At 74.5% G+C, this 21,510-nt stretch carries 22 protein-coding genes and 1 pseudogene; 11 read left to right on the top strand and 12 right to left on the bottom strand.

What is annotated here, in order from left to right:
* Positions 1-530, bottom strand: a 530-nt coding sequence (locus AC230_RS06450) for an FUSC family protein (RefSeq protein WP_049715089.1), incomplete at its 3' end; no start/stop codon positions are given.
* A gap of 220 nt (positions 531-750) precedes the next feature.
* On the opposite strand from AC230_RS06450, the gene AC230_RS06455 reads away from it, so the two are divergent.
* Positions 751-1,167 (top strand): cold-shock protein, encoded by a 417-nt coding sequence (locus AC230_RS06455; protein WP_049715090.1) that lies wholly within the window; start codon positions 751-753, stop codon positions 1,165-1,167.
* Between the two features lie 71 nt (positions 1,168-1,238).
* Here AC230_RS06455 and AC230_RS30260 read toward each other — a convergent pair whose 3' ends face one another.
* The 3 genes from AC230_RS30260 to AC230_RS33480 form a co-directional block, all read right to left on the bottom strand.
* Positions 1,239-2,552, bottom strand: coding sequence for an alpha/beta hydrolase family protein (locus AC230_RS30260; RefSeq protein WP_241833118.1), 1,314 nt, complete (start codon positions 2,550-2,552; stop codon positions 1,239-1,241).
* A 154-nt stretch (positions 2,553-2,706) separates the two neighbouring features.
* Complete coding sequence (locus AC230_RS06465; RefSeq protein ID WP_053161051.1) at positions 2,707-2,952, bottom strand: type II toxin-antitoxin system RelE/ParE family toxin; 246 nt, start codon at positions 2,950-2,952, stop codon at positions 2,707-2,709.
* On the bottom strand, positions 2,949-3,305 hold the full coding sequence (locus AC230_RS33480; protein ID WP_049715091.1) for a hypothetical protein: 357 nt from the start codon (positions 3,303-3,305) through the stop codon (positions 2,949-2,951). The genes AC230_RS06465 and AC230_RS33480 overlap by 4 nt, the downstream gene beginning before the upstream one ends.
* A 59-nt stretch (positions 3,306-3,364) precedes the next feature.
* Here AC230_RS33480 and AC230_RS06475 point away from each other — a divergent pair, with 59 nt between their 5' ends.
* From AC230_RS06475 to AC230_RS06490, 4 genes are all read left to right on the top strand, one after another.
* Complete coding sequence (locus AC230_RS06475) at positions 3,365-4,558, top strand: MFS transporter (RefSeq protein ID WP_049715092.1); 1,194 nt, start codon at positions 3,365-3,367, stop codon at positions 4,556-4,558.
* 99 nt (positions 4,559-4,657) lie between these two features.
* Entirely contained in the window at positions 4,658-5,743 is a 1,086-nt protein-coding gene (locus AC230_RS06480) for an S-(hydroxymethyl)mycothiol dehydrogenase (RefSeq protein WP_049715093.1), read from the top strand.
* On the top strand, positions 5,740-6,372 hold the full coding sequence (locus AC230_RS06485; RefSeq protein WP_049715094.1) for an MBL fold metallo-hydrolase: 633 nt from the start codon (positions 5,740-5,742) through the stop codon (positions 6,370-6,372). Before AC230_RS06480 ends, AC230_RS06485 begins: the two co-directional genes overlap by 4 nt.
* A 64-nt stretch (positions 6,373-6,436) precedes the next feature.
* Positions 6,437-7,084: an MSMEG_1061 family FMN-dependent PPOX-type flavoprotein gene (locus AC230_RS06490; RefSeq protein WP_078871025.1), complete on the top strand. Its 648-nt coding sequence runs from the start codon at positions 6,437-6,439 to the stop codon at positions 7,082-7,084.
* Here AC230_RS06490 and AC230_RS06495 read toward each other — a convergent pair.
* From AC230_RS06495 to AC230_RS06520, 7 genes and pseudogenes are all read right to left on the bottom strand, one after another.
* Positions 7,072-8,667: an AMP-binding protein gene (locus AC230_RS06495; RefSeq protein WP_078871026.1), complete on the bottom strand. Its 1,596-nt coding sequence runs from the start codon at positions 8,665-8,667 to the stop codon at positions 7,072-7,074. The genes AC230_RS06490 and AC230_RS06495 overlap by 13 nt on opposite strands.
* Before the next feature lie 90 nt (positions 8,668-8,757).
* A pseudogene (locus AC230_RS06500) lies at positions 8,758-9,162 on the bottom strand (L,D-transpeptidase); the annotation flags it as partial.
* Between the two features lie 218 nt (positions 9,163-9,380).
* The gene (locus AC230_RS06505) at positions 9,381-10,427 is read right to left on the bottom strand and encodes a zinc-binding dehydrogenase (protein ID WP_049715095.1); all 1,047 of its coding nucleotides are present in this window, start codon (positions 10,425-10,427) and stop codon (positions 9,381-9,383) included.
* 12 nt (positions 10,428-10,439) lie between these two features.
* Positions 10,440-11,765: a serine hydrolase domain-containing protein gene (locus tag AC230_RS06510; protein ID WP_049715096.1), complete on the bottom strand. Its 1,326-nt coding sequence runs from the start codon at positions 11,763-11,765 to the stop codon at positions 10,440-10,442.
* Positions 11,762-12,658, bottom strand: a complete 897-nt coding sequence (locus AC230_RS31805) for an aKG-HExxH-type peptide beta-hydroxylase (RefSeq protein ID WP_053161054.1) — start codon at positions 12,656-12,658, stop codon at positions 11,762-11,764. The genes AC230_RS06510 and AC230_RS31805 overlap by 4 nt, the downstream gene beginning before the upstream one ends.
* 70 nt (positions 12,659-12,728) lie before the next feature.
* Positions 12,729-12,875 (bottom strand): hypothetical protein, encoded by a 147-nt coding sequence (locus tag AC230_RS32910; protein WP_198535461.1) that lies wholly within the window; start codon positions 12,873-12,875, stop codon positions 12,729-12,731.
* 117 nt (positions 12,876-12,992) lie between these two features.
* Positions 12,993-14,882, bottom strand: a complete 1,890-nt coding sequence (locus AC230_RS06520) for a radical SAM/SPASM domain-containing protein (protein WP_198535462.1) — start codon at positions 14,880-14,882, stop codon at positions 12,993-12,995.
* 325 nt (positions 14,883-15,207) lie between these two features.
* On the opposite strand from AC230_RS06520, the gene AC230_RS06525 reads away from it, so the two are divergent.
* From AC230_RS06525 to AC230_RS06550, 6 genes are all read left to right on the top strand, one after another.
* The gene (locus AC230_RS06525; protein ID WP_053161056.1) at positions 15,208-15,870 is read left to right on the top strand and encodes a TylF/MycF/NovP-related O-methyltransferase; all 663 of its coding nucleotides are present in this window, start codon (positions 15,208-15,210) and stop codon (positions 15,868-15,870) included.
* Between the two features lie 27 nt (positions 15,871-15,897).
* Positions 15,898-16,566: a phytanoyl-CoA dioxygenase family protein gene (locus AC230_RS06530; RefSeq protein ID WP_049715097.1), complete on the top strand. Its 669-nt coding sequence runs from the start codon at positions 15,898-15,900 to the stop codon at positions 16,564-16,566.
* 102 nt (positions 16,567-16,668) lie between these two features.
* Positions 16,669-17,520, top strand: a complete 852-nt coding sequence (locus tag AC230_RS06535; RefSeq protein WP_049715098.1) for a hypothetical protein — start codon at positions 16,669-16,671, stop codon at positions 17,518-17,520.
* 74 nt (positions 17,521-17,594) lie between these two features.
* Positions 17,595-18,311, top strand: a complete 717-nt coding sequence (locus tag AC230_RS06540) for a deoxynucleoside kinase (RefSeq protein ID WP_049715099.1) — start codon at positions 17,595-17,597, stop codon at positions 18,309-18,311.
* An 80-nt stretch (positions 18,312-18,391) separates the two neighbouring features.
* Positions 18,392-18,982, top strand: a complete 591-nt coding sequence (locus tag AC230_RS06545) for a phosphotransferase-like protein (RefSeq protein WP_049715100.1) — start codon at positions 18,392-18,394, stop codon at positions 18,980-18,982.
* A gap of 30 nt (positions 18,983-19,012) precedes the next feature.
* Positions 19,013-20,242 carry an MFS transporter gene (locus AC230_RS06550; protein ID WP_078871029.1) on the top strand — a complete coding sequence of 410 codons (1,230 nt, stop codon included), beginning with the start codon at positions 19,013-19,015 and terminating at the stop codon, positions 20,240-20,242.
* A 99-nt stretch (positions 20,243-20,341) separates the two neighbouring features.
* Here the strand turns inward: AC230_RS06550 and AC230_RS06555 are convergent, their stop codons facing one another.
* Positions 20,342-21,502, bottom strand: a complete 1,161-nt coding sequence (locus tag AC230_RS06555; protein WP_049715102.1) for an acyltransferase family protein — start codon at positions 21,500-21,502, stop codon at positions 20,342-20,344.
* Positions 21,503-21,510 lie beyond the last annotated feature (8 nt).

Raw genomic sequence — 21,510 nt, forward strand, 5'->3', positions numbered from 1 at the left:
CGGCGCGCCAGGTCCTGGATGGCCTGCCCGGCGGGCTCGACCCAGACGGGCGGGACGAACAGCACGTTGAACAGCAGTCCGACGACGGCGCCGATCAGCGTCTCCAGCACCCGGTCCCAGGCGGTGCTCGCGACGCGGGTGACGCCGAGGACGAGCATGGCGCTGATCGCCACCTCGGGCACGAACTCCCCCACGCGGACGAAGCGTCCGATGACCAGCGAGGCGAGGATGATCAACCCGAGGCTCCACCAGGTGAGGCCGACCAGCCAGCTGAAGCCGATGGCGATCAGGACGCCGGCGACGACGGAGTTGACCCGGCGGATGCCGGTGGTCAGCGTGGAGTAGAGGGTCACCTGGACGACGAGCAGGGCGGTGAGGGGCGCGGTCAGCGGGGCGGGTTCGCTGCTGAGCGACAGCGCCACCACGTAGGAGATGACGGCGGCGGCCGTCGACCGGACCGTCTGCGCGACCGCGGGTTCCCGGCCGCGGCGGACCAGGGTCGTCAGGGGTTCGGGAAGAAGATCACGCACCGTAGACGTCTTCCCGGTCACCCGCACGGCAGACCGGAAGGCGGGGCCATGCCACCCGGCTGGTCGGCGGACGGGCGGGAACTCCCGTCCCGGAATCCGCCAATAGGGGTATTGGCAGGGGGTTGACAGGGGGATTGTGTCCGCCTGGGCTGCTGGGTATGGTCCGGACGGGCCTTGCAACAGGGCCGCGCTGTCACGTGGTGTAGGTGGGGAATTGTCTGTGGTTACGGGTAAAATAATCCGGTTCGACGAGTTCCGGGGGTACGGTTTCGTCGCCCCGGACACCGGCGGCGAGGATGTCTTCGTGCACGTCAACGACGTGCACGCGGACAAGCGCCTGATCGTGCCGGGGGCGTTCGTGGAATTCGTCGTCGAGGAGGGCGAGCGGGGGCTGAAGGCCTCCCAGGTGCGCCTGATCGACCGGGGCGCCAGGGCGGTGGATTCACCGGCGCAGACCTTCGGCGGGCACGCGGCGGGCGACGACGGCGACTGCGATGTGCTGTCCGGGAAGGAATTCCTGGACGAGGTGACGGAATTGCTGCTCAGCGCCGCCCCGGCGATGACGGGTGAACAGATCCTCCTCGTGCGCCAGCGCCTGGTGCGCCTCGCCGCCAACCACGGCTGGGTCGAGGCCTAGTCGCCCCAGCGGAAGGCCAACGGGCCGCCGGCACACGGTTGTTGCCGTGTGCCGGCGGCCCGTCGCCGTGTTCACGCGGCCGGGGACGCGCCGGACGGCGCGCAGCGGCCCGCCGGCCGTCCCCCGTGCCCGGCGAGGAAGGCGAGCACGTCGCAGACCGAGCGGCCGAGCACGTCGTCGTGCCCGCTGCCGGGGTACGTCCGTTCCGTCACCGCCGGGGAGCCCAGCGCCCGGAGGTTCCCGGCGACCTGCGCCGTCCACCGGGCCGGGACGTCCTGGTCGTCGCCGCCCTGGACGATCAGGACGGGGGCGGCTATCGCGGCGCGGTCCGGGTTGCCGTAGCCGGCCATCGTCCGGCCGAGGGCCGCGAGGCGGGACGGGCCGAAGGGCAGGGCCTGTTCGGTGGTGACGCCGGCCAGGGAGGGGTGCCGGTCCTTGAGGCACTCCCCGAAGACCCGGTCGGCGGTCCGCGCGGCGGCCGGGCCGAGGAGGCCGGGCAGGTCCACCGAGCGGTCGGCGGTGGCGAGCCCGGCCAGCGAGTAGAGCGCGAAGGTGAGTTGGGACGGCTCGTGGGAGGAGATGACGCCCGGGAGCATCGCGTCCAGGTGGCTGGCCGGGGCGACGGCCACGGCCCCTCCGAAGCGCAGCCCGGGCGCCCGTCCCGCCGCGCGGGCGGCGAACAGGGCCGCCTGTCCGCCCTGGGAGTGCCCGGCGGCGAACCAGGTCGCCGCCAGGCCGGGCACGATCCGCCGGGCGGCCAGGACGCTGTCGACCACCGCGTTCCCCTCGTCGGCCCCGACGAGGTAGCTGTGCATGCCGGGGGTGCCCAGCCCCGGGTAGTCCGTCGCGGCGACGGCGTAGCCGGCCTCGAGGAACGCGCGGATCTCCCGGACGTAGGCGGGGTCGCCGAGGTCCGCCGCGTGGGAGGGCGCACAGGCGTCCGCGACGCCGGTGGTGCCGTGGGCCCACGCCACGACCGGGCGGCCCCCGTCCGGCGGGGGCCCGTCGGGGACGAGCAGGGTGGCGCTGACGGGGATGTCGGCGCCGCGGGAGTCGGCCGAGTGGTGGAGGACCGTCCACCGCCGGGCCCCCGCGAACGCCGCGTCGGGCCCCCGGTCGCGGACGGCGATCGGCGTCCCGCCGGGCGCGGGGGCGAGCGGCTGCGGTATCCGGTAGGTGAAGCCGGACGTCTCGACGGCGGGGAACCGGTCCCCGCCGCCCGCGCCCGCGCCGGACGGGCCGTCGCCGCAGCCCTGCGCCGTGGCGAGCAGCAGCGCGGCGCCCAGCGCGCCGCACACCGCCCTGGTCCGGCGGACGGCCGCCGCGCCCCTCGGCCGGGCCGGTATGTCCGTCAGACCTCTCGGTACGCCCGTCGGTATGCCCACAGCAGCCGTCCCTTCGCCGTGCCGCCCCCAGCGTCCCAACGCGCCGGGGGCGGCGCAGGACGGGTACGGCCGGACGGGTGACGCGGACGGCGGGCTCCGCAGGGGCGGCGCGGCGGCCGTCCGGGGTCAACGCCCCGGCGGCGCGGGCGAGTTGTCAGAGGTAGACGACGCGCACGATCGTGAGCGTCAGGACGCTGCGGCTGACGTAGTAGCGGATCAGGACGTCGGCGACGGTGGCCTCGCGCCGGTCCTTCTCCCGGCCGATGGGGGCGGATCCGCACCCGTAGGGGTGGTCGGCGACGAGCCGCATGGCCCGGTCGAACCGGGCCCGCAGGGAGGGGTCCATACCGGTGCACGCCTGGTCGGCCGGAGGGGCGTACTGGATCCGGTACCCGCTCACACCGCCCCCGGGCGGCCCGCGCCGGCCGGAACGGCGCCGACGTCCTCACCGCGCGCCAGGCGCTCGAACAGCTCCTCGTCCTCGCGGTCCGCGTCCGTGGCGGCCAGGGCCCAGCGGACGAGGGCGGCCGGCAGCTCGGCCGTCGGCAGGTGCGGGATCTCCTCGTCGAAGTCGCGCACCTGGTCCTCGTCGAGCGCGGAGCGGATCCCGGCGATGGTGGCGGGCAGTTCCACCAGCTCCCCGCCGATCACGGTCTTCATCGTCACATCCACGGCTTCCTCCTCGGGCCCGCGGGACACCGTACGGCAGTCGCCGCGGGAGGGCCACGCGTTCGCGGTGCGCGGTGTGTCCACGACCCGTCCATGGCTTTGAATGGACACGACGACCTGTCGACCCGTCCGGAGGCCCTGCCGTGGTCGCACCGCCCCTCCCCCGCACCGGCCGCCTCGCCGCGGCGAGCGTCGGCTTCGCGTTCTGGATCACCATGGTGGGCACCACGGCCCCGACGCCGCTGTACCCGCTCTACGGCGAGGAGTTCGGCTTCACGCCGTTCACCGTGACCGTGGTCTTCGCCGTCTACGCCGTCGGGGTCGTGCTCGGCCTGCTGCTGCTCGGACGGCTCTCGGACCAGATCGGCCGGCGTCCGGTGCTCGTGCTGTCCACGCTGCTGTCCGCGGCGGCCGCGCTGGTGTTCCTGCTCGCGCACGACCTGGGCGTCATGCTCGTCGGCCGGGTGCTCTCCGGCTTCTCCGCCGCGCTGGTCACCGGCGCGGCGACGGCCGCGCTCACCGAGATCCTCGGCCACGGCCGCCGGATCGGACCGGCCACACTCGCGCTCTTCGCCAACATGGGCGGGCTGGGCTGCGGAACGCTGCTGGCGGGCGTCCTCGCCGACACCGCGCTGGCGCCGCTGCGCACCCCGTGGGCGGTGCTGCTCGTCCTGGCCGTCGCCGGGCTGGTCGCCGTCGCCCTCACGCCCGAGAGCTCGGAGCACCGCCCGGGCTTCACCCCGCGCGTCCAGCCGCTGCACGTCCCCGCCGGGATCCGTTCGGACTTCCTGCGCTCGGCCATGGCGGGCGGCGCGGGCTTCGCGGTGCTGGGGGTGCTCGGGGCCGTGACGGGGCTGTTCATGACGGACGTGCTGCGGGACACCGGTCATGTGCTCACGGGGGTCGTCGTCTTCACGGCCTTCGCGTGCACGGCGCTGGGGCAGTTGCTGGTGCGGGTGCTGCGGGCGGGGACGGCGTTGCCCGCGGCCTGCCTCGGGCTCGTCCTGGCCGCGGCGCTCATCGCCACGGCGATGGGGACGCGGGTGCTCGCGCCGCTCGTCGCCGGGGCCGCCGTCAACGGCCTGGCCACGGGGGTGGCCATGGGCCACGGGCTCGGGACGATCACCACGCGGGGGGATCCGGAGCACCGGGGGGCGGCCGTGTCCACCTTCTTCGCGATCCTGTACACGTTTCTGGCGCTGCCGACGATCGGTGTCGGCGTGCTCATCCGGGAGACGAGCCTGCGCCCGGCCGGGGAGGTCTTCAGCGCGGCCGTGGGGGCGCTGGCCCTCGCGGTGCTGATGAGCCTGGTGCGCGGGCGCGGCGGGGGGAGCTGACGCCGCGTCGCCCCCGTGGGCCGGCCGTCACGGCCGGCGCCCCCGGCCCGCGCCGTAGAGTGGCCCATACACGTACATGATCAAGAGAAGGGCAGTGCCGTGGCACAGGAAGTCCGTGGCGTGGTGGCACCGGGGAAGAACGAGCCGGTGCGGGTGGAGACCATCGTCGTGCCGGACCCGGGGCCCGGGGAGGCCGTGGTGAGGGTGCAGGCGTGCGGCGTGTGCCACACCGACCTGCACTACAAGCAGGGCGGCATCAACGACGACTTCCCCTTCCTGCTGGGCCACGAGGCCGCCGGCGTGGTGGAGTCCGTCGGCGAGGGCGTCACCGAGGTGGCGCCCGGCGACTTCGTCGTCCTCAACTGGCGCGCGGTGTGCGGCCAGTGCCGGGCCTGCCGGCGCGGCCGCCCGCAGTACTGCTTCGCCACGCACAACGCGCAGCAGCGGATGACCCTGACCGACGGCACGGAGCTCACCGCGGCCCTGGGCATCGGCGCGTTCGCCGAGAAGACCCTCGTCGCGGCCGGCCAGTGCACCAAGGTGGACCCGGCCGCCTCCCCCGCCGTCGCCGGGCTGCTCGGCTGCGGCGTCATGGCGGGCATCGGCGCCGCCCTCAACACCGGCGGTGTGACGCGCGGCGACTCGGTCGCGGTCATCGGCTGCGGCGGTGTCGGCGACGCGGCCATCGCGGGCTCCCGCCTCGCCGGGGCGGCCCGGATCATCGCCGTCGACATCGACGGGCGCAAGCTGGAGACCGCCCTGCGCATGGGCGCCACCCACACCGTCGACTCGCGCGCCACGGACCCGGTCGAGGCCATCCGCGAGCTGACCGGCGGCTTCGGCGCGGACGTCGTCATCGACGCGGTCGGCCGCCCCGAGACCTACGAACAGGCCTTCTACGCCCGCGACTTGGCCGGAACAGTCGTCCTGGTCGGCGTGCCCACCCCCGAGATGCGCATCGACCTGCCGCTGCTGGACGTCTTCGGGCGCGGCGGCGCGCTGAAGTCGTCCTGGTACGGCGACTGCCTGCCGTCGCGGGACTTCCCCATGCTGATCGACCTGCACCTCCAGGGCCGGCTGGACCTGGGGTCGTTCGTCTCGGAGACCATCGGCCTGGACGACGTCGAGGCGGCCTTCGACCGCATGCACGCGGGCGACGTCCTGCGCTCGGTGGTGGTCCTGTGACGGCCGCGCGCGTCGACCACCTCGTCACGTCCGGCACGTTCTCCCTCGACGGGGGCGTCTGGGACGTCGAGAACAACGTCTGGATCGTGGGCGACGACCACGAGGCGATCGTCATCGACGCGGCGCACGACGCGGACGCCGTCGCGGCGGCGGTCGGCGGCCGCCGGCTGCTGGCCGTGGTGTGCACCCACGCCCACGACGACCACGTCAACGCCGCTCCCGCGCTCGCCGGCCGCACGGGCGCGCCGGTCCTCCTGCACCCGGCCGACCTGCCGCTGTGGGAGCGCACCCACCCGGACCGGGCGCCGGACGGGGAGTTGACGGATGGTCAGGTGCTGCGGGTGGCCGGTGTCGAGCTGACGGTGCTGCACACGCCGGGCCACGCGCCGGGCGCCGTCTGCCTGTACGCGCCCGCGCTGGGCACGGTGTTCACCGGGGACACGCTCTTCCGGGGCGGGCCGGGCGCGACCGGCCGTTCGTTCTCCGACTTCCCCACGATCATCGGCTCGATCCGGGACCGGCTGCTGTCCCTGGACCCGTCGACGGTGGTGCGCACCGGGCACGGGGAGTCCACCACGATCGGCGAGGAGGCCCCGCACCTGGAGGAGTGGATCGCCCGCGGGCACTGACCGGCGGGGGTTCCCGGGCGTACGATCGAACCGGGAACGATCATCCGAAGGGCGGGGAGGCACCGTGGAGACCGCGGACCTGGTCGAGGTCACCGACGCCGGTGAACTGAGGGAGTTGCTGGGCGAGCCGCAGCGGCGCGTGGTGGAGAAGGTCCGCCACCGCCTGCTGGACCTCGACCGGGAGTGGCTGGCGCAGTCGCCGTTCTGCCTGGTGGCCACCTCGGACGCGGACGGCAACTGCGACGTCTCCCCCAAGGGCGACCCGGCCGGACACCTCGCCCTCGTCCTGGACGACACGACGATCGCCCTCCCCGAACGCCCGGGCAACCGGCGGGCGGACGGGTTCCTCAACATCCTGTCCAACCCGCACGTCGGGCTGGTCTTCCTGATCCCCGGCATCGGCGAGACCCTGCGCGTCAACGGCCGGGCGCGGCTGGTGCGCGAGGCGCCGTTCTTCGACCGGATGGTGGTCAAGGGCCACCGTCCGGTCCTCGCGCTCGTCGTCGAGATCGAGGAGATCTTCCACCACTGCCCGAAGGCGTTCCTGCGCTCCGGGCTGTGGAAGCCGCAGACCTGGACCCCCGAGGTGATGATGGCGCGGATCCGGGCCGCCGAGGGGCGTCCGGTCCCGGAGAAGGCGCGGGAGGAGCTGGGGGCTGAGCTGGAGGAGCGCTACCGCACCCAGTACGCCGACCGCCTCTACCGCGGCTGACGGGGCACCCGCTCGCGGGCCCCGTGCGCCGCCCGCAGCGCGTTCTTGTCCACCTTTCCCGTCGCGTTGCGCGGCAGCCGCGTCACCAGGGCGACGCCGCGCGGGCACTTGTAGCCGGCGAGGTGCCCGCGGCAGAACGCGTCCAGCCCGGCCTCCTCGACGCGCGCGCCGTCCCGGGCCACGACGACGGCCAGCACCGACTCGCCCCAGACCTCGTCGGGGACGCCGATCACCGCGGCCTCGGCGACGGCGGGGTGTTCGGCGAGGACGCGTTCCACCTCCGCCGAATAGACGTTCTCGCCGCCGGAGATGATGAGGTCCTTGAGCCGGTCCTCGACGTAGAGGAAGCCGTCCTCGTCGGCGCGGACCACGTCGCCGGTGCGCAGCCAGCCGTCCTCGGTGACCGTCTCCGCGGTGGCCTCGGGCCGGCCGAGGTAGCCCTTCATCCGCTGCGCCGTGCGCACCCACAGTTCGCCGGTGCGGCCGAGCGGCACGGCGGCGCCGGTCGCGGGATCGGCGACGCGGGCCTCCACACCGGGCAGCGGCCGCCCCGCGGAGGCGAGCCGGCGGGCCTGGGCCGGGTCGCGGTGGACGGCGGGGTCCAACGCCGTGACGGCGCCGGAGAGTTCGGTCATGCCGTAGACCTGGACGAAGCGGAAGGCGGGAAAGCGGTCGAGCGCCTCCCGCAGGAGCGGCAGGGGCATCGGCGAGGCGCCGTACAGGAGATGCCGCAGCCGCCCGAAGGCGTCCGCCGGCGCCGTGCCGGCGCGCAGCACGCCGGGCAGCATGGCGGGGACGAGGAGGGTGTGCGTCGCGCCGTCGCCGACGGCGCGGCAGAGCGCCTCCGGCGCGGGGTCGCGCAGCAGGTGCGTCGCCGCGCCGGCGGCCATGCCGTACAGGGCGTAGCCGATGCCGCCGACGTGGAAGAGGGGCAGGGGGACGAGGTTGCGGTCCCCGGGCCCGATGGGTGCCGCGGCCCTCAGGGCGGCGGCGCCCGACAGCAGGCCGCGGTGGGTGAGTTCGGCCCCCTTGGGGAAGCCGGTGGTGCCGGAGGTGTAGAGGACGAGGCAGGTGTCGTCGGGGGCGATGTCGTCGAGCGGGGGCAGGGGGTCGGCGCGGGCGAGCAGCGGTTCGTACGCGTCGTCCGCTCCCCCGGTCACCACCAGGCGCGGCGGGGCGGGCAGTTCGGCGAGGGCGCGCCGGGCGGTCTCCGCGCTGCCGCTGTCGGCGAGGAGGACGACGGGGGCGGAGTCCCCGACGGCGTAGGCGAGTTCGGCGGGGGCCAGGCGCCGGTTGAGGACGACGGTGGCCGCCCCGGCGCCGGCCGCCGCGAGGAAGGTCTCCAGGCAGACCGGGTCGTTGCGGCCGAGGTGGGCGACGCGGTCGCCGCGGCGGACGCCGAGGGCGCGCAGCGCGCCCCTCGACCGGTCGGCGCGTTCGGCGAGCCGGCGCCAGGTCCACCGGCGGCCGTCGCAGGCGAGGGCCTCGGCGGCGGGTCCGCGGGCGGCCCAGTGGCCGGGCACGTGGTGGACCAGATCGGCCGGTGGGCCGGACGGCGGCTGTGGTGCGGACGGGCTGGGCATCGGCTCCCCCCGGTCGTCGCTGCGCCGCGCAGCCTAACGCCCGGGGCCGGCCGGTGCCATACCGCCCGGCCCGCGGTCCGTGGGCTCCGGTCAGGTGCCGGGCTTGCGGCCGTACACGAAGACCGGGTCGCCCTGGCGCAGCAGGTTCCAGTACGCCTGGGCGTCCTTCATCCGCATGTTGACGCAGCCGTGGGAGCCGGGCGGCGAGTAGACGCTGCCGCTGATGGCGTGGAACGCCTGTCCTTTGTCGAAGAACTGGCTGTAGGGCATGCTCACGTCGTAGAGCGAGGAGCGGTGGTTCTTGTCCCGCCAGTAGACGTGCTTGAGGCCGGTCCGGGTCGCGAAGCCCTTCCTGCCGGACCGTATGTGCACCGGCCCGTAGGTGATCTTCTTGCCGTTCTGGATCCAGCTGACCTGCCGGGTCAGGTCGACACAGGCGATCCGGCCCTTGTCGGTGGGGCAGGCCGCCCCGGCCGGGGTCTTCGCGGGCGCCTTGGCCGGGGCCGCGTCGGCCGCGCCGCCGGTGGCCACCACGAGGGGGACCGTCACGCCGGCGGCGGCGAGGAGGACGCCGAGCCGCGTCCTCACTGTGCTGCGTGGGGTTGTCATGAACGGTAAGACCAACGACGTCCGGGTTCGGTTGCATTCGGCATCCCGTGTGGCGCGTCACGGCCGCCGCCGGGCCGCTCGGGCCGCGTCGTGGAGGCCGCTGTTCAGGGGCGCAGCAGCGCCTTGATCACCCTTCTGGTGTCCATCGCGGCGTAGGCGTCGGCGGCCCGGTGGAGGGGGAACTCGCCGTCGAGGACGCGGCCGGGGGCGAGCGCACCGTCCCAGGTGCGCCGGAGGAGTTCCGGCAGGTAGGCGCGGGCCGGGGCGCTGCCGCCCGCGACCGTGAGGTTGCCGGCGAACAGGTCCCGGTGCGGGAACCGGGTGATGCCCAGGGGCAGGCCGACGCAGCCGACGTGTCCGCCGGGGCGTACCGTGCCGAGGGCCTGACGCAGCGACAGGTCGGTGCCGACGCACTCCAGCGAGCTGTCGGCCGGTCCGCCGAGCGCCCGGCGGACCTCGGCCACGCCCTCCCGGCCCCGGGCGGTGACGATGTCGGTGGCGCCGAACTCCCGGGCGAGCGCCTGCCGGGCGGGGTGCCGTGACATGACGACGACGCGTTCGGCGCCGGCGGCCCGCGCGGCCAGGACGGCGCAGAGTCCCACGGCCCCGTCGCCGACGACCACGACGCTGTCGCCCCGCCCGACGCGGGCGATCCGCGCCGCGTGATGGCCGGTCGCCATCACGTCGCACAGGGCGAGGAGGTCGGGGATCAGCCCGGGCGGCGGCGGGCCGGGCGTGGGCACCAGGGTGCCGTCCGCGAGGGGGACGCGTACGGCTTCCCCCTGCCCGGCGTCCATCGCGCGTCCGTCGGGGCCGGGCACGCCCCAGTGCGCGGCGCGGTCGCACGAGGTGTGCACGCCGTTGCGGCAGTTGCGGCAGGTGTTGTCGCTGACGGAGAAGGGGGCGATGACGAAGTCGCCGGGGCGCAGGGTGCGCACGGCGGGTCCGACCGCTTCGACGGTGCCGACGAATTCGTGCCCCGCCCGGGTGGGGCGGGGCAGGGGCGTGAGGCCGCGGTAGGCCCACAGGTCCGAGCCGCACACCGCCGCGGCCACGACCCGGACGACGGCGTCGTCCGCCTCGGTGATCCGGGGGTCGGGGACGTCTTCGACCCGGACGTCCCGGGTCCCGTGGAGCACCGCGGCGCGCATCGTGGGGTCTCCTCAGCTCGATGTCCGGTGGTAGCGCAGGCCGGGGGCGCGGTCGAGGTGGAGGGTGAAGCGTTCGGGGCGGCCGGGCCGGAGCGTCGCGGGGTCCACGGGGCCGGGTGCGACGAGCCGGAGCCCGTCCGCGCGGAAGGCGCCGGGGCCGTCGGGGGCGAGGCGGTCGCGCGTGCCGCGGCGCCAGAGGAACAACCGGCCGTCCGCCACGGTCAGTCGGAGGGCACCCGGGACGTCCGCGCAGGTGTAGGTGCCGAGTTCGGTGTGGTCGGACCCGGGCTCCGCCGGCTTCCCGCCGGCGTCGGGGGGACGGGCCCGCCGGTGGACGTCCGCCACGATCCTCCGCAGCTTCTCGTCGTCGAATTCACCGTTCCTCAGGGCCCGGACGATCCTGTCGGCCGCGTGGTCGGCGTGGACGGCCGCGTGGTTGGCGAGGCAGACGACGCGCAGCCCGGACCGGGTGAGCAGTGCCGCCGCGGAGAATCCCTGCTCGTGCCCGTAGTGGAAGACGGTCTCGTCGCCCGGCCGGCGCGGGTCCGCGTACAGGCCGGGGCCGTAGAGGCAGGGCCGGTGGTCGGCGGGGCCGTAGGGGACCTCCCGGTCGTGGACGAACCGGTGCGCCGCCGGCCAGGTCTCCCCCAGGCGGGTCAGCCAGCGCCCGAGGTCCGTCGTGGAGCACCAGAGGCTTCCGGGGCCGGGCAGGGCCACGGGCCGCCGGCCGTGCGCCCAGCCGTCGGCGGTGGGGAGGTAACTGCTCGCCGCGCCCGGCACCACCTGGCGGGGGTCGGCCACGAACCGTGCCGACGTCATGCCCAGGGGGCCGAAGACCCAGCGCCGGGCGAGTTGCGCGAGGTCGGTGCCGTGGACGGTGTGCAGGACGGCGGCGAGGAGGAGGTAGCCGGTGTTGCTGTAGAGGAACCGGCCCGGTGCCACGCAGCGGCGGGTCTGGCGGTAGGCGAGTTCCAGGAGGTCGTGGGACGTGTAGTGGTCGAGGTCGCGCAGGCCGGCGAGGGAGAGGAGCGACTCGGCGTCGCGCACGCCGCCCTGGTGGCGGATCAGGTCGGCGACGGTGACCGAGGGGATCCGGAAGCGCGGCAGGTAGGCGGACACCGGCCGGTCGAGGCCGAGCAGCCCCCGCCGGGCGGAGAGGACGGCGACATGGGCGGTGATCTGCTTTCCGACGGAGCCCGCGTCGAAGGTGGTGCCGGGCCCGACCGGGACGGACAACTCCAGGTTCGCGAGGCCGTGGTGCAGGCGCGTGTCGGCCGCTCCCGGCCGCTGGACGAGGACCGCGAGGCCCGGCGTCTGCGGTGCCGCGTCGTGGGTCACAGGGCGAGGGCCTCCCGGTGGACGGCGCGCAGCCGCTCCCGCAGCCCGGCGTCGGGGACGAGGGTGAGCGCCTCGGCGTGGTCCCCGGCGGTGGGGGCCAGCAGGCGGCGCTGCTCGTCCAGGTAGGCGCCGAGGAAGCGGCGGACGTCCCCGGTCAGCCGCTCCAGCACGGCCGAGGTGTAGAGCATCATGAGCGGGAACGACCAGCAGGCGTGGAGGAATCCGTAGGCCGGGCGGACGGCGTCCTTCCATGGCGAGTGGAACCGCGCCTCGTCGTCGATCTTCGCGTGGACCGCGGTCAGCGCGTCGTTCAGCCAGCTGTGCCCGGCCTCGTGGACGAGGTCGCGGGCCAGGACGGCGGGTTCGTCGGTGTGGTCGCAGAAGACGGTCCCCGGGAGGCGGGTGATGGACCAGCTGTCCAGGGTCTCGCCGAGGCGCTTGCGGCGCAGGAGGCAGACCACGACGGCGTGGTCGGCGACGAGCCGGCCCAGGCCCGCGTCGGCGTCGCCCGCGAGCGCCGCCGCCCGGGCCGTGAGGTCCCGGAGTTCCGGCGGGGCCGGGGCCGTGCGCGGTCCCAGGACGTGGTACGGGGTCTCCGACGCCGGCGAGCGGACGAGCCCGGCCGGGCCGGGGGCGAGGACGGCCGGCGGGGCGCCGAGGCGTTCGGCGCCCGCGTCCGGGTGGGTCCGGTACCAGTCGAACGTCTCGGTGTCGCCGGCCCGGGCGGCGGCCTCGGCGCCCTCGAAGACGTGGTGGGACAGGGCGTAGTGGCGGGCGTCGTACCGTTCCGCGGGCGGCGCTCCGGGGTTGACGATCTCGCGCAGCCGCCGGGTGCGGTCGTGGTGCAGGGCGCGGAGGGGGGCGAAGTCGATGATCCGCGACAGCAGTGGCATGGGGGCCTCCTCGGTGGCCGGGACCGGGTCGCCGTGCGGCCCGGCCCCGGGGTGTGCCGTGCCGTGCCGGTCAGGACTCCTCCCCCGCCTCCTCGGCGGCCGGCCAGCCCTCGGCGGAGACGCTGGAGGTGTGCGCGGTGCTGCGCACGGTCTCGTCGCCCGCGCGCAGTTCGTCGACGGCCGACAGGAAGTCCGTGATGCGGTCGTTGGTGCCCATGCCCTTGCCTTTCGCCGGTGTGTTGATGGAGCGGTGTGCGGATGGGGCGGTGGACGCGGTGGCTGCGGTCGCCGGCCGGAGGGGCCCGGGGCCGGCGCGTGTGCCCGGGCCGGGGGCTCATGACGCGGCTGCCGCGGCCCGGCGGCCTCCGTCGGGCGGCGCCGGGCAGGCGCAGGGCTCGTCCGGGTCCGGGCGCTCGGCGGCCAGGGCGCCGGCCAGCGCGGCGGTGGCGGCGTCGAGTCCGGCGAAGTACCGGTCCCTGGGCGTCCCGGGCGCCGGGCGCAGGACGAGGTCGAGCACCGGGACCGTACGGCCGCTCTTCTCGCAGGTCAGGTCGGCGCGGCCGACCGTCGCCCCGATCCCCGGCGGGAGGAGGGGCGAGACCGCGCTGACCGCCCGGCACAGCGCGGCGGCGACGGCGGCGTACTCGTGGTGGTCGCGGGGCAGCAGGCCGACCTTGCGCGGCGTGGGGGCCATGGCGGTGCCCTCGTACGCGTGCCCTTCGCAGCTGTCGTACGTCACACAGCCCCACTGCCGCGTACAGGCGGCGACCAGGGGCTTGACGCCCGGCTCGATCGCCCGCTCCCACAGGGGGTGGCCGGGGTCGAGGTCGTCGGCCTCGTGGACGCCGGGCAGGCCGACGGTGTTGATGTTGCCGTACGCGCCGACGCGCAACCGCACGGCCGGCTTGGGCAGTCGGGGGTCGTCCCAGCGGGCCAGGAAGCCCTCGACGTCCGCCATCGAGTTGGGGTGGCGCGGGCGCCGGCGCAGGGTGCGGCACCAGGCGCCCCGGGGGGCGGAGGGCTGGGCGAGCAGGGCCGCGATGCCGTCGATCAGGCGCATGCGGTAGTCGCAGTAGGCGTCCTGGTCCCCGGCCAGGTCGTAGCGCCACCGGGTGGCCACGCAGCCGCCGCCGCAGGTGTCCCGGTAGTCGCAGGCGGTGCAGCGTTCCATCAGGGATCTGCCCTGCCGGAGCAGGCGGGAGGAGCGCTGCGCCTCCGCCACGGCGTGCTGGTCGCGGGTCTGCGGCAGCAGGCTCAACCGCGCCTGTGGCCAGGGGAGTTCGTCGCAGCTGCCGAGCCGGCCGTCCGGGTAGAGGGTGAGGACGTGGTCGCATTTGAGGTCGGAGAAGTGACAGAAGCCGGTGTCCAGTCCCCGCAGCCGGCGGATGGCGGACACGACCGGTTCGAGTTTGAGCCGGGCGAAGTGTCCGGCGGAGATCCAGTGGGCGGCCGCCGCCAGCACGAAGTCCGCGTACTCGGCGGGATGGACGGCCCAGTTGGGGGCCTTGTCCTCGGCGACGTTGGCCTGTTGCAGCAGCCGGCTGGCCGGCGCGCGGCGTCCGGCGGGCGCGGTGCCGCGCCGGACCGCGGCGTCGAAGCACGGCACGAAGCTCACCGAGTCGACCGATCCGAAGCCGGCGATGTGGTCCAGGACGGCCTCGGCCCGGCCCAGGACGGCCGGGGTGACCGCGGCGATCACCCCGGCGCGGCGGCCGCGCCGGGCCAGCAGGCGCAGGGCGGCGGCCACCCGGGGGTAGACCGGTCTGCCGTCGTAGCCGACGCGCCAGGCGTTGCCCCGGGCGTCCCCGTCCAGGGAGACGCCGATGCGGAGGTCCGGGAGGAGTTCGTCGAAGAGGTCCAGCCAGGCGTCGTCGAGCAGGACGCCGTTGGTCTGGAGGGTGACCCGGACGACCGAGGGCTGGCGGGCCAGTTCCGTCAGGATGCCGGCCATCTGCTCCCTGCCCACGGTGAGCGGCTCGCCGCCGTGGAGTTCGACGGCCAGCGGCCGGCCGTGGAACAGCCGGGCGAGGTCGCGCACTTGTCCCGGCCCGATGCGGGCTCCCCCGGGTGCCTCCTTGCGTTTCTCGTAGCAGTAGAGGCAGTCGATGTCGCAGGTCTCGCCGCGCAGCTTCATGATGACGGAGACGGCGGTGGTGGTGTCCTCCGGCGCGAGGCTGCGATAAATCCGCTCGATGTTCTCGTCGCGGGTGGCGGCGTGATCCATCTTTCGCCTCCCTGCACGGCTCCACGGAGGTGATCCGCGGGCACAGGACCGGCCGACAATAGATCAATGTAGAGACCATGGAGATATTCCGTCAGTGCGTGTTCGGGACAACCGTGGCGCCTGGTCGGCCGCTTCGGAGCAGGTGACGGAGGCGGGATCATGGCGGCTTCGCGCCGGGCGTTTCCCCGGGCGCGGAACGGACGTCTGCACCGGGTCCGTCGAAGAGGAGACGCCCCGAGGCCCTCTTCCGCTCGTCGCGAACGCCGCCTACGCTGCTGAGGATCGAGCCGAACGACACCGGTCGTGAGTCGTGAGGGGAAACTCCATGGCGCGCCTGTCCGTTTCCAACTCGGTGATCTACGAACTCGCGGCCGAGAACCCCGATATGTCGGACGTGGACCGGCTCATGAATCTCTACTGGGCGCTGTGTTCCGTGGTGCGTTCGGGAACGCCGGGCGATGTGGTGGAGTTGGGCTGCAATGCGGGGCGCACCAGCGTTCTGCTGGAAATGGTTCTGGAGGCGGAGGGGGCGGACCGTACGCTGCACCTCTACGACTCGTTCGACGGCCTGCCGGCCCCCTCGGCGGCGGACCGCTATCTCAAGCAGGGCGACTGCCGGGCGACCGAGTCGGACGTGCTGGCCACGTTCGCGCGCTGGAACCTGCGGCCGCCCCGGGTGCACGCGGGCTGGTTCGAGGAGACACTGCCCCGGCACCTGCCGGAGCGTGTGGCCTTCGCCTACCTCGACGGAGACTTCTACGAGTCGATCCGCACGAGCCTGACGCACGTCTGGCCCCGGCTCTCCGCCGGCGGCTCGGTCGTGGTGGACGACTACTGCGACCGGGAGCTCAGCCCCCGGGCCTGGGACGGTCTGCCCGGGGTGAAGAAGGCGTGCGACGACTTCTTCGCCGGCGTACCGGCGAGCCGCCGCGTACTGGTCGGCGTCGGCGACCTGGCGTTCGCCGAGTTCCGCAAGCCCGCCGGCTGAGGCCGCGGGCGGGGAGAGGACGCGGACATGCTGCACGACTCGCTGAAAATCGGCAGCGTCGAGGAACTCCTCGGCCCCGGGCAGATCGCCCGCCTGAGCGCCCGCGTCGCCGAGGAGATCGGAAACGGCGGCGGGTTCGACGTCATGGACCGGAAACGGTCGGTGCATTCCATCGCGGGCGAGGACCTGGCGCGCGTCAAGGAGGTCTACGAGCCGCACGGCAGGATCGAGTACGACGAATTGCCCGCGGATATCACGGCATTGCTCGACGCCGCCGTCGCGCACCGCATGGACGAGGTACGCAGGGTCTTTCCCAGCGCCCGGCGCTCGATGGACTGGCTGTACGTCGAATACGGAGCCGGTCAATATGTCACGCCGCACGTCGACTACCCGTTCAACGAGATCGCCCCGGACCGGCCCAAGGTGGCGGCCATGGGCATCGTGCTGCACGAGGCGGATTCCGGGGGCGAGTTCTTCGTCGAGACGGGAGGCGGGGCGGCGCTGTGGAACGAGGACGGCGGCGTCCGGGAGAACGCCACCGTGCACAGTCCGTGGTTCGCCGCCATGCGGCGCACCCGCTGGCGCGTCTCCTGCCGGGCGGGCGACGCACTGTGCTGGGGAACCCAGCTCGTCCACGGCACCGAGCCGGTGATCTCCGGCAGATCCGGCAAGTTCATCGGTTTCCTCGGTTCCTGAGCGACCCCGAGCGCCCCGATCCGCTCCGGGCCACCGCGAGCCACCATCCCGAACCACCGCGAGCCATCCCGAGCCGCCCGAAGCCGGAGGTACGGAAGACCAGTGGCGACCGCCTTCCCCTATTTCCCCTCCCAGGACGTCCGCGGCGACCGGCTGACCGGGCCGGTCGCCGAGCGCAACGCCCGCCGTTCGCGCGGCGTCGCGGGGCGCGTCACCTGGGCGCACTCCCTCTGGATCGACCCCGAGCTGGAGCGTCTGTACGGCGGCGACCGGCACGATCCGGGCGTCAACCGCGACCGGGCGCTGCGGCTGGGCGCCGTGTCCCCCCTCCCGTCGGCACCGGTGCCCCTGCCCTCGCTGGTGTCCACGTCCCGGACGTTTCTGTCCCGGGTGACCGTCGCCGTCGGGACCGACCCGGAGGACGAGGCCTTCGACCTGATCCGCCGGACGCACAGCGGATTCCTCTGCGAGCTGGCGATCGGCGTCGTCCGCCCCGCCGCTGGGACGGCCGGGGGAGCGGAGGTCCGGACGCCGTTCACCGCCGCCGTCCCGCGCGGCGGGCCCGTCGCCCGCGCCGCGGGCCTCCTGGCGTCCACGGCCCGCGAGCTGCTCGCCCAGTGGTACGACGCGCACCGGCGAGCGCGCGGGGACGCGTACGCCTCCGCGCTGCCGGCCGCCGACTGGGCGCGCCGCGTCTTCGCGGACTCCGTGCGCCACGAGTTCTGCCGCAGGGTGTGCGAGGAGCCCGGCTTCCCGGAGGGGCGGCGGCGGGAGGCGGCCGTGCTGATGGCGGAGGCCGCCGGCGCGCTGCCTCCTCCCCCGGTGCTGCGGGAGAGCCTGCCGGGCGGTGTGCAGGGCTCGGTCGTCAGCGAACTGCTGTCGCTTTCCTACCCGTTGTGGGACCGGGTGCGGTTCTGCCTCGATTCCCCCTTCGACGGGCTCAGGTCGCTGTAGGGCTCGGGTCGCTGTGGGGCTCGGCCGCCGTGAGGCTCAGGTCCCTGTGTGCCAGATCATGAGAGGCGGAGAGGATGCGGCGGACGTCATCCGGCAGGCGGGCCGGCGCGGGGGCCGGCGGCGGGGCGCGTTTCGCGCAGGGCCGGCGGTTCCCCTACGTCGCCCTGGAAGGGCTCAACGGAGCGGGCAAGTCGACGCTCAGGAACAGCCTGGAGAAGTCCTTCTGGGCGCTGGGCATGGACGTCTACACCATCGGCCAGCACTCCTGGCAGTCGCCCGGCGCCGCGCGGGTGATCCTGGACGTCAAGGAACGCCGTCGCGCACACCCACCCGAGCGCGTCCGACTGGCGTATCTCGACGACCGCCGGGCGCAGGGCGAGCACATCCTGGCGCGGGTGCTCCGGGAGGTCCCCGTCATCGGCGACCGTTCCCTGGTCAGTGACCTCGTCTATCTCCAGGCGCTGGACGGCATCCCGGCCGCGGAGACCTTCGCCCTCTACCGCCGGCACGGGGTGTACCTGCCCGATCTGGTGATCCACGTCGACGTCCCGCCGGAGACCGCCCTGGCGAACCTCGCGAAGCGCGGGCGGCAGCGCAAACCGCACGAGAACCCCCGGCACATGCGCGCCCTGGCGGAGACCTACGAATCGGTGCTGTGGGGGAAGGGCGTGGAGGGCCTGCCGCCCGTGCTGCGCCACCGGCCCGCGATCGCCGCCGACGGCACGTCGTACACGGATCCGGCGGACGACATCGCGGAGCGCGCGTTCGTCGCGCTCGGCCTGGCCGGCTGATCACCGGACGCTATCCTGCCCTCTCCGTCCACCGGCCCTCTCCTCCGGGGCCGCGGACGCGGGAGAAGGGAAGCACCGGCATGCACGGACCTGGTCAGGCGATCCTGCTCGTGGGGACCTCGGGGGCGGGCAAGAGCGCGACGGCGGCGGAGCTCCAGAAGATCCTTCCGGAGCCGTTCCTCGTCCTCGGGCTGGACACGTTCTTCGGCACGCTGCCGTTCCGCTGGACCAGCGAGGGCGAGAGGAGCGCCGAGGGCTTCTCCTACGTCCGGACCACCGACCCCGGCGGCCGGGCGCGGCTGCGGATCGGCTACGGGCCCGTGGGCGCGCGGCTGCTGGCCGGGATGCGCCAGGCCGTCGTGGCGCTGCTGCGGGAGGGCAACAACGTCATCGTCGACGAGATGCCGGTCGACGCCTCGGTCGTGCCGGCCTGGCGTGCCGCCCTGGCGGGGCAACGCGTGCTGTGGGTGCTGGTGCGCGCGCCGCTGGCGGTGCTGGAGGCCAGGGAGGCCGAGCGGTTCCCGGAGCGCTTCCGCGGGCTGAGCCGGGGTCACTACGACGTGTGCGCCCAGGAGGGCTTCGACCTCGTGCTCGACTCGTCCGAGCTGGAGCCCGAGGAGCGTGCCCGGCGCGTCGCGGCGGCGCTCGCGCCGCGGCTGCGCGCCTGCTGACGCCGTCATCGAGCTCCGGCAGGTGGCCCGTTGACCTCCGACATGTGCCGTACGGCGCCGGTGCGGCCGCTCCGGCGCAACCGCGATTACCGGGTGTGGTGGTCGGGAGCGGTGGCGTCCGGCCTGGGCAGCTCGGTGCTGGGGGTGGCGCTCCCGCTGCTCGTCCTCGACACGAGCGGCTCGGCGGCCCGCGCCGGGCTCGTCGCCGGTGCGGCGGCGATGGCGAAGTTCGCGGGTTCGTCGCCCGCCGGGATGCTGGTGGATCTCTGTCCCCGGCGGCCGCTGCTGCCGCTCGCCTCCGTGGTCCAGCTGCTCGCGGCCGCGTCGGTGCTCCTCGCGGAGTCGTCGGGACGCGCGGGCCCGGGCCTTCTGATGGCCGCCGCGGCGGCGGAGGGCCTGGGCTGCTCCGTCCACACGGCCGCCGAACTTCCCCTGCTGCGCAGGATCGTGCCCGGGGTCCAGCGCCGGTCCGCGCTCTCCCGGGAGCAGGCGCGCAAGACGACGGCGCAGCTGGTCGGCCCGCCGCTGGGCGGTGTGCTGTTCGCCTGGTCCCCGGTGGCGCCGTTCCTCGCCGCGGCCGTCCTCTTCCTCGGCATGACGCTCGCGGCGCTCGCCCTGCGCGTCCCCCTCGCGTCCCGCGCGCCGGACGACGGCTCCGGCGCGGCGACGCGGAACCGCCCTCTGGCGGGGCTGCGTTACGTGTGCGACAGCCCTTACCTGCGCCACATGGTGGCCTGGTTCGCCCTCGTCAACGGGGCGTTCGCCGGGCTGGCCCTGCTGCTCGTCGTCCTCTGCCACGACCGGGGCGCGTCGGCGGCGGAGGTGGGCGTCGCGCAGGGCGTCGGATCGGCGGGGGCGGTCCTGGGAGCGCTGGCCTGCGAAGGGCTGACGGCGCGCATGACCGACGCGCAGCTGCTCAAGGCGGCCTCCTGGGCGCTGGTGGCCGGTACGGCCGCCATGGCCGTCCCCGCCGGCGCCCTCTTCACCGGACTCGCCTACGCCGCCGCCCTGTTCCTCACCCCCGCCGTGAACGTCTCGTTCATGAACCATGTGGTACGGACGGTCCCCGAGTCCCTGACGGGACGGATCTCGATGACGGCCATGACGGCGGCGCGCAGCCTGACCTGGCTCTTCACCCTGGGCACCGGGGCCATGGCCGACTGGCGGGGCCCGCCGGCCCCCCTGCTCGCGCTCGGGGGGCTGTTCCTGCTGCTGGCCTGTGCCACCCATGTCCGGGAGGTGGCGCCGGCCGGGCGCTGACCCCCTTGCCCGGCCGCTCGGATGTGCTGTGCGATCCGGAAGAAGCGCTCCGGGTCGTACGTGGTGGGATGGCGCCGCCGACCGCGGAATCGACCGGGCTCACCCTTCTTCGGGTGACGGGCGGGGAGCGATCGGCGGCGGGGGCCGGTTCGGGCCGGTGCGGCCGGGATCGAGGGCGGTGCTGAGGTGGTGACGCAGGAGGCGGCCGAGTTTGCGGTCGACCAGGCGGTTCAGCACGGCGGCCAGCAGCAGGGAGAGGAGGAGCCCGAGGCCGATCGAGGGCAGCAGGCCGAGGCCGGGGAGCGTTTTGAGGATGCCGCGGGTGGCGGGTATGCCGAGGCTTTGGTGCACCAGGTAGAAGGGGTAGGTCAGGGCGCCGGCGTAGACGAGGGTGCGCCATTGGAGGTGGCGCAGCGGGCCGGGGCCGGCCAGGGCGAGCAGGACGAGGAAGCCGGTGTGGCCGGCGACGCGGTCGTCCAGGACGGTCAGGGTGTAGCACCAGGCGAAGCCGGCCAGGAGCCACAGGAGCAGGTCGGGCCCGAAGCGGTGCATCAGGTGAAGCGCGATGCCGGCCACGAAGAGTCCGGCGTACTGGCCGAGCAGGAACTCGTTCAGGACGGTCGAGTGCAGTTCGCGGCCGATGGACGCCAGGACGAGCCAGAGGAAGCCGAAGGCTGTGGTGCGCCGGTAGGTCAGGCCGATCAGCAGCAGCACGCCCATGAGGAGGTAGAAGCGGGCTTCCACCCAGAGCGTCCAGGCGACACCGGCGGTGAAGTCCACGCCGAGCGGGCTGGGGATCATGGTCAGGTTGCCCAGGGTGGTGCGCAGGTCCGTGGGCGCGCCCGACCGCTGTCCGGCGAGCACGGTGACCGTGCCGGCGGCGACGATGATCAGGACGACGGCCCAGTACAGCGGGAAGAGCCGGGCGATACGGGAGACGGCGAACTGCGCCGGGGTGCGGCCCCAGCAGCTCATGCAGATGACGAAGCCGCTGATCAGAAAGAACGCCTCGACACCGAGCCAGCCGTAGCCGCTGATCGCGTGCAGCAGCGGTGCGGCCCGCGGGAGGTCGTAGTCCTCGCCCCAGAAGCGGGGGGTCGGGGTGCCGAGGTAGTGGTAGGCGGCGACGGCCACTGCGGCGAGCAACCGCAGCCCGTCGACCGCGGCCAGGCGCCCGCCTTCGGCCGGCGTGCGGGATATTCGCCGCCCGACTGCCCGCGACAGGCTGCGGGCGGCTCGGGTGGGTGGGGAGAGAGGCATGGCAAGTC

Source organism: Streptomyces caatingaensis (genome assembly GCF_001187435.1).
Lineage (GTDB): Bacteria > Actinomycetota > Actinomycetes > Streptomycetales > Streptomycetaceae > Streptomyces > Streptomyces caatingaensis.